Source organism: Mariniflexile sp. (assembly GCF_041583155.1).
Lineage (GTDB): Bacteria > Bacteroidota > Bacteroidia > Flavobacteriales > Flavobacteriaceae > Mariniflexile.
This window is the reverse complement of the sequence record NZ_JBFHGK010000074.1, coordinates 1-10,536: the sequence shown is the minus strand read 5'-3', so window position 1 is coordinate 10,536 and position 10,536 is coordinate 1. Positions and strand designations below refer to the sequence as shown.

The following is a 10,536-nucleotide window of genomic DNA, read 5'->3' as shown; positions in this document are numbered from 1 at the left end:
GTTGGGATACACTTTATCTTGTAATTCAAGACCAATATCAAACATTAAAATAGATGTTGAAGATTTAGGAGATATTGTTTTAGCTGAAACTTCGATATTTGTTTCTAAAATTGATGTGATTGAAAACATTTCAGATGATGTTATAAAATTGATTCTTAGATTACCACCAAACGCTAATTTCAAATTTATTGCAGGCCAGTATGTTAACATTATTAAAGGAGATATAAAAAGAAGTTATTCAATTGCAAATACCCTTAGAAGCGATAATAAGCTTGAGTTTTTTATAAAGAAGTATAAAAATGGCTTAATGAGCGATTACTTTTTTTCTAAAGCAAAAGTGAACGATTTATTGCGTTTTGAAGGCCCATTGGGAACCTTTTTTTACAGAAAAGACGATTCTGTTAAAAACATTATATTTTTGGCCACAGGAACGGGTATAGCACCAGTAAAGGCATTGCTTGATCAATTCAATAAAGATCCCGAACTGTATTCAGAGAAGAAAATTTGGTTATTTTGGGGAGGTAGGTATAAGAAAGATATGTTTCTTGAGTTTAATTATGATAATATGAATTTCAAATATATTCCTGTTTTATCTAGAGAAACTGATAATTGGCAAGGTGAAAGAGGCTATGTGCAAGGAGCTGTACTAAAACAAATAATAGATTTAGAAAATTCTCAGGTATATGCTTGTGGTTCAAACGCTATGATTAGGTCTTCCAAAGAATTATTAATTAAAAATAAAATAAAGACACATAATATTTATTCAGACGCTTTTGTCAGTTCAAACTAATAAGGACAATAGCCATTTATAACCTAAACTTTAAAACTCTGAAGTACAATCCAATGGTTGATGTACATGATAGTTAAAAAATAGTAATAAAATATATGAAAGCAGTAATATTAGCAGGCGGTTTAGGTACTCGTTTAAGTGAAGAAACGGTTTCTAAACCAAAACCAATGGTAGAAATTGGAGGAAAACCCATTTTATGGCATATCATGAAAACCTATTCATATTATGGGATAAATGATTTTATTATTTGCTGTGGTTACAAAGGCTATGTAATAAAAGAATATTTTGCAAATTATTTTAAACATCAATCAGATCTTACATTTAACATGAAAGATAATAAAATGATAGTTCATGAAAAAAGAGCAGAACCTTGGACTGTTACCTTAATTGATACTGGAGATGATTCGATGACGGGGGGCAGACTTAAAAGAGTGGCGCCTTATTTGCTTAAGGAAGAAAGTTTTTGTTTTACTTATGGAGATGGTGTTGCAGATATTAATATAGAAGCACTAATAAAATTTCATAAATCTCATGGTAAATTGGCTTCACTTACCGCAACTTATCCACCAGGAAGATTTGGAGCTTTAGATATTGTTGACGGTGTAGTAAAAAAATTTCAAGAAAAACCAAGAGGAGATGGAGCACTTATTAATGGTGGATTTTTTGTGTTATCACCAAAGGTTATAGATAGAATACATGGTGATAGTTCTGTTTGGGAACAAGAACCTTTAAAAGGTTTAGCAGCAGATGATCAATTGATGGCCTTTAAACATGAAGGCTTTTGGCAACCAATGGACACGTTAAGAGATAAAGTCCTTTTAGAAGATTTATGGAGTAAAAATAAAGCCCCCTGGAAATTATGGCAAGAGTAGGAGGAAAGGTTGATAGTATATTTTGGAAAGATAAAAAGGTTTTTTTAACGGGCCATACTGGTTTTAAAGGCAGTTGGTTGTCCTTGTGGTTACAATCCATGGGAGCAACGGTTAAAGGATTCGCCTTGGAGCCTCCAACAAACCCTTCATTATTTATTGAGGCAAACGTTGCTGAAAACATGGAATCTGTAATTGGTGATATTAGAGATTTGGACGTTTTAAAAGAAAGTATGGTGTCTTTTAATCCAGACATTTTAATACATATGGCAGCCCAACCATTAGTTAGACTATCATATACAAATCCTGTAGAAACCTATACAACTAATGTAATAGGTACGGTAAATGTTTTAGAAGCTGCAAGATCGTGTGTAAGGCTTAAAGCTATTGTATCAGTAACCACTGATAAATGTTACGAAAACAAAGAATGGGCTTGGGGCTATCGAGAAAATGAGCCCATGGGCGGACACGACCCCTATAGTAATAGTAAAGGCTGTGCAGAATTGGTAACATCGGCTTATAGAAATTCGTTTTTTCATACCGAAGGTAGTGCGAGTATTGCCTCAGCAAGAGCAGGAAATGTGATTGGAGGTGGCGATTGGGCCGATGATAGATTGATTCCGGATATTTTAAGAGCATTTGAAAATGGGAAACCAGTAATTGTCAGAAATCCGCTTTCTACAAGGCCATGGCAACATGTTTTAGAGCCGCTTTCAGGGTATTTAGTATTAGCTCAAAATTTATATGAGAAAGGTGATGAGTTTGCTGAAGGATGGAATTTTGGTCCTAAAGATGAAGATTGTAAATCAGTAAATTGGATTTTAGATACCATGGTTAATGATTGGGGTAATGGTGCAAGTTGGGAGTTGGATAAAGAAAACAACCCACACGAAGCAGGTTTTTTAAAATTAGATTGTTCAAAGGCGGCAAGCTTACTTAAATGGCATCCGAAATGGCCTATAGAACACACACTAAATTTAATAGTGAATTGGCATAAAGAATGGAAGGCTGGCAAAAATATGAAAGCAGTGTGTTTAGCCGAAATTGAAAATTATAGTAAATAAAAATACTTAAATGGAAAGTAAAGAAATTTTAGAAGGTTTAAGAAAAGACATAGCCAAATTAGTTAGCAAATACACCACCGAGGCTTACAAGGAAAAAGCATTTGTTCCTGGTAAATCTACAATACCACCTGCAGGAAAAGTGTTGGGTAATGAGGAAATTCAAAACATGGTGGATGCATCACTTGATGGTTGGTTAACTACCGGCCGATTTAATGCCTTATTTGAAAAAAAATTAGCCGATTTTTTAGGTGTTAAACACTGTATTTCCGTCAACTCTGGTTCCTCAGCAAATTTAGTTGCTTTTAGTGCCCTAACATCACCTAAATTAGGTGATCGCGCCATCAAAAAAGGTGATGAGGTTATAGGCGTAGCTGCTGGGTTTCCAACAACGGTAAACCCTATTGTGCAGTTTGGTGCTGTTCCTGTTTTTGTAGATGTAGATATTAAAACACATAATATTGATGCCAACCTTATTGAAGCGGCAATTACTCCTAAAACTAAAGCAATCATGTTAGCACATACCTTGGGTAATCCATTTAACCTAGGTAAAATAAAAGAACTTTGCGAAAAATATAATTTATGGTTGGTTGAAGATTGTTGCGATGCATTAGGAGCAACTTACAACGGTCAGTTGGTTGGTACTTTTGGCGATATTGCTACCTTAAGTTTTTACCCAGCACACCACATTACCATGGGCGAAGGTGGCGCCGTTTTTACCAATAATGCCGAACTTAAATTAATAGCCGAATCGTTTAGAGATTGGGGACGCGATTGCTACTGCGCTCCAGGTTGCGATAATACTTGCGGTTGCCGTTTTGAGCAACAACATGGCGATTTACCTTATGGTTACGACCACAAATATGTGTATTCACACTTAGGGTATAATTTAAAAATTACCGATATGCAAGCCGCTTGTGGTCTTGCTCAAATAGATAAAGCACAAGGGTTTATTAATAAACGAAGAGAAAATTTCGCCTATTTACAAAACCGTTTACAATCTTTAACTGATTATTTGGAGTTAACCGAAGCGACACCAAATAGCGACCCATCATGGTTTGGGTTTCCTATTACGCTTAAAAAGGAGTCTGGAGTAAACCGCGTAGATTTATTAAAGTTTTTAGATTCAAATAAAATTGGTTCAAGACTATTATTTGCAGGTAATTTAACCAAACAGCCATATTTTAAAAATTTAGAATATCGTGTGGTTGGTGAATTAACTAATACAGATATTACCATGAATCAAACATTCTGGATTGGTATTTATCCAGCATTAGGTATTGAACATTTTGAGTTTGTTGCAGAGAAATTGGAAGAATTTTTTGGACTAAATTTTTAAGTTATGCAGACTCTTTTATTAACAGGAGCAACAGGTTTTTTAGGGAGTCATTTACTTGAAATTTTTATTTCAAACGGGTTTAATGTTGTAATTTTAAAAAGATCGACATCGGATACTTGGAGAATAAATCATTTATTACCAAAAATAAAATGGTATGATTCCGATATGGTATCTTTAAAAGCTATTTTCACCGAAGTTAAACCAGATGTTATTGTACATACTGCTTGCAATTATGGCAGAAAAAAAGATAATTTATTTGAAATATTAGATTCAAATTTAATTTTTGGGATAAAATTGCTAGAGGAAGCTATTGCTAACGAAGTAAAAACGTTTATAAATACAGATACCTTACTTCCTGTTAACGTAAATAATTATAGTCTTTCAAAGAATCAATTTGTGCAATGGCTTAAGTTACAATCTGATAAAATTCAAGTAATTAATATTAGGCCAGAATATATGTATGGACCTAAGGATGATAAAAATAAATTTACGCCTTGGTTAATAGATAAAATGATAAATAGTTCAGAAGAAATAAATTTAACATCAGGAATACAAAAGCGTGATTTTATTTATATTGAAGATGTGGTTTCTGCTTACTTAATGGTAGTAAACGAAGCCCAAAACTTACCAAAATGGAATCAATTTGATTTGGGTACTAATACATTTGTTGAGGTTAAAGAATTTATTTTAGCTATTGGAAAAGAAATTGAAAAGGTATATAACATTGATGTAGTTTCAAAATTGAAATTTGGAGTTATACCATATAGAGAAGGTGATATTATGGTACCAGAATTGGATAATAAGGCACTATTAAAGTTAGGATGGAAACCAAAGTTTTCATTAGATGAAGGAATAAAAATAACGATAGAAAATTGATATGAAATATTTAATTACAGGAGGTTGTGGTTTTCTTGGCAGTAATTTGGCTGCTGAAGTTTTAAAAAGAGGTGAAGAGTTAATTGTTTTTGATAATTTGTTTCGCCATGGAAGTGCTCAAAACTTGAATTGGTTAAAAGCTATAGGAGAATTTAAATACTATCCTTTTGATATTCGAAACAACAATGATATTGAAACCGTAATAAAAGAAGAGCAGCCTGATGTTGTATTTCATTTGGCAGGGCAAGTCGCCATGACAACCTCTATAAGTAATCCGCGATTAGATTTTGAAACAAATGCCTTAGGAACTTTCAATTTATTAGATGCTATACGAAAATATTTGCCAAACACCATGGTGTTATATTCATCTTCAAACAAAGTTTATGGTGATTTTGAAGAACTTACCTTTGAAGAAGGTAATACACGTTATACATGTAAAGAACACCCGAATGGTTTTGATGAAAATTTACCCTTAAATTTTCATTCGCCATACGGTTGCTCTAAAGGGAGTGCCGACCAATACTTATTGGATTTTAGCCGTATATATGGTCTTAAAACAGTTGTTTTTAGACATTCTTCAATGTACGGAGGTAATCAGCATTCAACCATTGATCAAGGTTGGATTGGTTGGTTTTGCCAAAAAGCGTTAGAAATAAAAAATAATACTTTTAAGGAGCCATTCACTATATCAGGAAGTGGAAAACAGGTTAGGGATGTACTACATGCAAAAGACGTAGTTTCACTCTATTTTGCTTCAGTTGCAAACATAGAAAAAATAAAAGGTCAAGCTTTTAATATTGGAGGAGGTATTGAAAATAGTCTTTCACTGTTAGAATTATTTAGTTTATTGGAAAGCATTTTGGATATAAAAATGGATTATAAAAAATTACCATTTAGAGAAAGTGATCAAAAGGTTTTTATAGCAGATAATACTTTAATTACGAATTTAATAAACTGGAAACCAGAAATTAAAACTAAGGAAGGTATTCAAAGTATGATTAACTGGTTAAATGATTAAAGGTTTAATAAAATATAAAGACTTTTTTTTTTCAGGGCATGAAAGATCTATAAAGGCCAAGAAAAACATACTATCTCTTTTTTTTATAAAAGGATACAGTGTGTTTATTAGCTTTGCTCTTATTCCATTGACCTTGGAATTGTTAAATGATTACAAATACGGTGTTTGGATAACTGTATTTAACTTTCTTTCGATGTTACAAATTTTTGATATTGGAATTGGTAACGGACTTAGAAATAAATTAGCCGAAGCCTTAGCATTAAATGAAATAAGAAACGCAAGAGAGTACGTAAGTACTTCTTATGTGGTTATGGCCGTACTAGCACTATTGTTGATTATCTTTTTTTTAATACCATGGTATTATATTGAATGGTTTAGAGTGTTTAATACAGGTATTGATATTGAGGCTGAGCTAAAGATATTAATAGGAGTTTGTTATATTATAACAGTTCTTCAGTTTTTTTTAAATTTAATGAATTCAATTCTTACTGCCTACCATAAACCAGCATTCCCAAGTTTTATCTTTGCCATTTCAAACACCATAATTCTTTTTATTTTTATACTTTTTAAATCATTAATAAATGAAAGCCTTGTACTAATAGGCTTAATATATACAATTGTTCCTTTAATATTATTTTTAATATTCAGTTTTTGGGTTTTTAATACTAAATACAAAGAGATTAGACCTTCTATTTTATTTTATAACAAAGCAAAAGTTAAAGATTTATTTTCATTAGGAGGCAGCTTTTTTATTATACAATTTGCAGGTTTAGTCATTTTTCAAACAGATGCACTAATTATTTCACATACCTTATCGCCAGAAGAAGTTACCCCGTATAGTATTGTATATAAATATTTTTCCATAACCATTATGCTAACTACAATTATTTTAACACCCTTATGGTCAGCATATACAGAGGCTTATGCAAAAAATGATTTTAAATGGATTAAAAATATAATTAATAAGCAATTAAAAGGACTTTTATTAATTATGGTTATAATAGCACTTATGTTACTTTTTTCAAAACCAATAATTAAACTATGGGTTAATAAGGAGATGGAATTATCATGGATATTACTCATTGGAACCGCTATTTTTTCTGTAGTCTCAGTTTGGAATAATATTTTTGCCATGTTTTTAAATGGCCTGAGTAAAACCAAAACACAAATTAAAACATCTATTGTAGGTTTAATAATTAACATACCTTTATCAATTTTATTAGCAAAAAGTTATGGTGCTGGAGGAGTAATTATTGGAACAATTATTTCGCTATTATTTTTTGCGGTTTTTGGAGCAATTGAAACATTTTCTATATTAAAAAAACAAACATTATGATTAAAGACCTTGTTAGTATATTAATACCTGTTTATAACAGGGTAAATTTAATTGAAGAAACTATACAATCTGCAGCTAACCAAAGCTATACCAATATAGAAATAATTGTAGTTGATAATTGCAGTACAGACGGTACCTGGGAATTACTTGAAAAGCTCGCCTTAAATGATAACCGATTACGTGTTTTTAGGAATGATGAAAACATTGGGCCAGTACGAAATTGGAAGCGATGTGTTGACGAAGCTAAAGGAGAATTTTCTAAAATTTTATGGTCTGATGACCTAATACACGAAGATTTTATAAAAGAAACGATTCCATTTTTTGAAAATAAGGAAGTCGGTTTTGTATATACTTCCACTGTTATATTTATGGATAATATTCATAACGTAAAATCTAAAATTCATGAAACATTCAAAAAAACAAAAGAGTTTTCAAGTAATATATTTATAAAAAAAATGTTTTTTTCTGGAACGTATTCTGGGAAAGTACCTTACTCACCTGGCTGTGCAATTTTTAGAACTATTGCTTTAAAAGAAGCCTTAAAGGTAGATATCCCGAACTATTTTGATTACGATTTTTCAAAAATAGCTATAGGGAACGACGTATTATGTTTTCTTATAACAGCTAGTAAGTACAAAAAAGTCAGTTTTGTGAATAAACGATTGAGTTATTTTAGAGAGCATAGTGATTCCATATCTACAGATTCGGGGGGGTCTAAATTAGCCTTATTTTATAATGCAGCTAAAGGATATTATTTGTCTAATTATGAAGAAAAAAATATAGGAATTTACAGTATAAACATGTGGCAAGAGTTAAAAAAATTCAAAAATGATAACTATAAGTTCGATAAATTAATCCATTTTTATCCAAAAGCATTTAAACCAAAAGGAATTTTAATCAAAGTACTGAATTACCTATCTTAAAAATGCCATCATGAGAATTATTAAGGGTTATTTATTATCGACATTTTCAAGTATTCTAAATTTTATTTCAGAATTTTTTGTTTTAAACTTGGAGAGTTGCAATAGAATTAGATCTTTTATTTTGAAATTAGCCGGAATTCAAATAGAAGATAAATGTTTTATAGATAAAGGATTTAGATTTATATACCCTAAAAACATTACAATAGGAAAAAATGTAAGTTTAGGCCATTACAATAAGATATGGGCTTTTAATAAAGTTTATATTGGGGATTATGTTCAGTCTGCCATAGGGCTTACAATAGTTTCTGGAAGCCATAATATTGACGATTATGGCCCGATAACAGAAAATCAAGAGGTTGTTTTAGAAGGAGAAAATTGGATTGGTGCTAATGTAACGATATTGGGAGGTGTTACTGTAGGAAGGGGCACTATTATTGGCGCAGGATCTGTTGTAAACAAAAACTTACCGTCTTATTCAATATGCGTAGGAAACCCTTGTAAAGTTTTACGAAAAAGGGAACCTTCAAAACTTGTCGTTTCACCTTTTGGAAACTATGAACCTAAATATTTTAGCGATGAAAGCATTTCTTAGAGATTTAATAAATTTAACTAATGACTATAGGGGTGCTCATAATAGAAAAAGTTTATTAAATAATAATTTACATAAAGTTAGGGTATCATCCCACAGAGGTACGTACAACGATTTTATTACAGACCAAACACCAAACCGGTCAGGTATCGTAGGTAATACCATTTTTTACAATGGTTTATTTCCGGATTTTGATTTTGTTGTTAATAAACCAAATTTAACAATAAACTATAAACGGAATAAAAGTTTTTTACTTCATATAGAACCTCCATCATATATAAATAAACTTGGATTATCTTCACCTAAAATTTTAAATAAATTCAATAAAATATATACATCAGATCCCTATTTAATAGATAAAGCTGATGAACGTTTTATAGCATCGCCACCATTTGTACATTGGCATTTAGGTTCTAACAGCCATATAAATAAAGTAAAGGATGAGTTTCTTATAGATTACGATTTTTTAATAAAGGCAACATACCCAAAAAAAACCGATAACCTAGCTACCATCAATTCTAATTTAATGAATATAGATGGGCATAAAATAAGAGCAGAGTTTTTAGAAAAGTTTTGTAATACACAATACAATTTTAATCTTTACGGAGGTTCTAAGTGGGCTAGATTTAATCAGTACATTGATAATGCACCCAATGGTAAATGGTTTCCATTTTCTAAAAGCAGGTACATTTTAGTTATTGAAAATGAAAAAGCACCATTTTATTGGAGTGAGAAATTTTCCGATGCTATTTTAAGTTTTGCAACCCCAATTTATTATGGCTGTACCAACATATCCGATTATTTTCCCGAAGGAAGTTATTACCCTATCGATATTAATAAAAAGGATTGTATTGAAGAAATAATAAACGTAGTTGAGAGTGATTTCCATGAAAAAAACCTATCACAATTGATAAAGGCAAGAGACTTAATTTTTGAAAAATATAATATGTTCAGTTTTATGAATAAGGTAATTAATCAACAATTAAAATAATACAATGGTAACATTAGTAAACTTTGCTGATAAGAAATTTAGAGGAAAACAGAAATGGAGTAGTTTTACTGCTAAGGTTTTTGGAAGGGTAGATAGGGTAATTGAATATAGTCCAGATGATATTGAAAAAAGTCAGTGGGATTTACACAAAAGTTCCCTAAAATACACTAAAGGATTTGGAAATTATTTTTGGAAACCCTATTTGGTTAATAAAGCATTAAAAGATGTTAATGAAGGGGATTATTTGTTTTCTGCAGATAGTGGTACTATTTTTATTAAGAGTATTAAACCACTCATAAATCATTTAGAAAAAAATAAAAAAAATATTTTATGCTTTAGGTTGCTTTTAATAGAAAAGCAGTGGACAAAAAGAGATGCATTTATTTTGATGAATTGTGATGAACCAGAATATACAGACACTCCTCAAATTACGTCCACATTTGTTTTAGTAAAAAAGTGTAAAGAGTCTATAGATTTTTTAAATGATTGGGAAAGATTTTCTGCGGATAGTAGAATTTTAAGCGACGACCCAAGTGTTTTGGGGGAGGATTACCCTGAGTTTATTCAAAACAGACACGATCAAACTATTTTAAGCCTATTATGTAAAAAACACAAAAACGTGTTGATTGAGGGTGATATGAGCGATTATGGAAGTTTCCCATACCGATATTTATTTGATGATAGGCATATATATAGTAAAGAAATGTTGGATAATCCTCAAAAAAACATTTTTAGGTCTACGGC

The 10,536-nt window shown here is 31.2% G+C and carries 11 protein-coding genes; all 11 read left to right on the top strand.

Annotated elements, in window-relative coordinates:
• On the top strand, positions 1–790 hold a 790-nt coding region (locus ABYI63_RS16525; RefSeq protein ID WP_372757956.1), incomplete at its 5' end, for an NAD(P)H-flavin reductase.
• Positions 791–885: 95 nt separating this feature from the next.
• Entirely contained in the window at positions 886–1,662 is a 777-nt protein-coding gene (gene rfbF, locus ABYI63_RS16520) for a glucose-1-phosphate cytidylyltransferase (protein WP_372757955.1), read from the top strand.
• Entirely contained in the window at positions 1,650–2,723 is a 1,074-nt protein-coding gene (gene rfbG / locus ABYI63_RS16515) for a CDP-glucose 4,6-dehydratase (RefSeq protein WP_372757953.1), read from the top strand. Before rfbF ends, rfbG begins: the two co-directional genes overlap by 13 nt.
• Before the next feature lie 10 nt (positions 2,724–2,733).
• Positions 2,734–4,059 carry a lipopolysaccharide biosynthesis protein RfbH gene (gene rfbH, locus ABYI63_RS16510; protein ID WP_372757951.1) on the top strand — a complete coding sequence of 442 codons (1,326 nt, stop codon included), beginning with the start codon at positions 2,734–2,736 and terminating at the stop codon, positions 4,057–4,059.
• Between the two features lie 3 nt (positions 4,060–4,062).
• Positions 4,063–4,935 (top strand): NAD-dependent epimerase/dehydratase family protein, encoded by an 873-nt coding sequence (locus ABYI63_RS16505; protein ID WP_372757950.1) that lies wholly within the window; start codon positions 4,063–4,065, stop codon positions 4,933–4,935.
• Position 4,936: 1 nt separating this feature from the next.
• The gene (locus ABYI63_RS16500) at positions 4,937–5,953 is read left to right on the top strand and encodes a GDP-mannose 4,6-dehydratase (protein ID WP_372757948.1); all 1,017 of its coding nucleotides are present in this window, start codon (positions 4,937–4,939) and stop codon (positions 5,951–5,953) included.
• Positions 5,946–7,289, top strand: a complete 1,344-nt coding sequence (locus tag ABYI63_RS16495; RefSeq protein WP_372757947.1) for an MATE family efflux transporter — start codon at positions 5,946–5,948, stop codon at positions 7,287–7,289. The genes ABYI63_RS16500 and ABYI63_RS16495 overlap by 8 nt, the downstream gene beginning before the upstream one ends.
• Positions 7,286–8,212: a glycosyltransferase family 2 protein gene (locus tag ABYI63_RS16490; protein WP_372757945.1), complete on the top strand. Its 927-nt coding sequence runs from the start codon at positions 7,286–7,288 to the stop codon at positions 8,210–8,212. The genes ABYI63_RS16495 and ABYI63_RS16490 overlap by 4 nt, the downstream gene beginning before the upstream one ends.
• A 10-nt stretch (positions 8,213–8,222) precedes the next feature.
• A complete protein-coding gene (locus tag ABYI63_RS16485; RefSeq protein ID WP_372757943.1) occupies positions 8,223–8,804 on the top strand; it encodes a DapH/DapD/GlmU-related protein in 582 nt (193 codons plus the stop codon).
• A complete protein-coding gene (locus tag ABYI63_RS16480) occupies positions 8,788–9,792 on the top strand; it encodes a hypothetical protein (protein ID WP_372757941.1) in 1,005 nt (334 codons plus the stop codon). The genes ABYI63_RS16485 and ABYI63_RS16480 overlap by 17 nt, the downstream gene beginning before the upstream one ends.
• 4 nt (positions 9,793–9,796) lie before the next feature.
• A partial coding sequence (locus ABYI63_RS16475) for a hypothetical protein (RefSeq protein WP_372757940.1) occupies positions 9,797–10,536 on the top strand: 740 nt, incomplete at its 3' end.

Coding starts and splice junctions, on each gene's coding strand:
- rfbF (WP_372757955.1), top strand. CDS start 886: ATGAAAGCAGTAATATTAGCAGGCGGTTTAGGTACTCGTTTAAGTGAA.
- rfbG (WP_372757953.1), top strand. CDS start 1,650: ATGGCAAGAGTAGGAGGAAAGGTTGATAGTATATTTTGGAAAGATAAA.
- rfbH (WP_372757951.1), top strand. CDS start 2,734: ATGGAAAGTAAAGAAATTTTAGAAGGTTTAAGAAAAGACATAGCCAAA.
- ABYI63_RS16505 (WP_372757950.1), top strand. CDS start 4,063: ATGCAGACTCTTTTATTAACAGGAGCAACAGGTTTTTTAGGGAGTCAT.
- ABYI63_RS16500 (WP_372757948.1), top strand. CDS start 4,937: ATGAAATATTTAATTACAGGAGGTTGTGGTTTTCTTGGCAGTAATTTG.
- ABYI63_RS16495 (WP_372757947.1), top strand. CDS start 5,946: ATGATTAAAGGTTTAATAAAATATAAAGACTTTTTTTTTTCAGGGCAT.
- ABYI63_RS16490 (WP_372757945.1), top strand. CDS start 7,286: ATGATTAAAGACCTTGTTAGTATATTAATACCTGTTTATAACAGGGTA.
- ABYI63_RS16485 (WP_372757943.1), top strand. CDS start 8,223: ATGAGAATTATTAAGGGTTATTTATTATCGACATTTTCAAGTATTCTA.
- ABYI63_RS16480 (WP_372757941.1), top strand. CDS start 8,788: ATGAAAGCATTTCTTAGAGATTTAATAAATTTAACTAATGACTATAGG.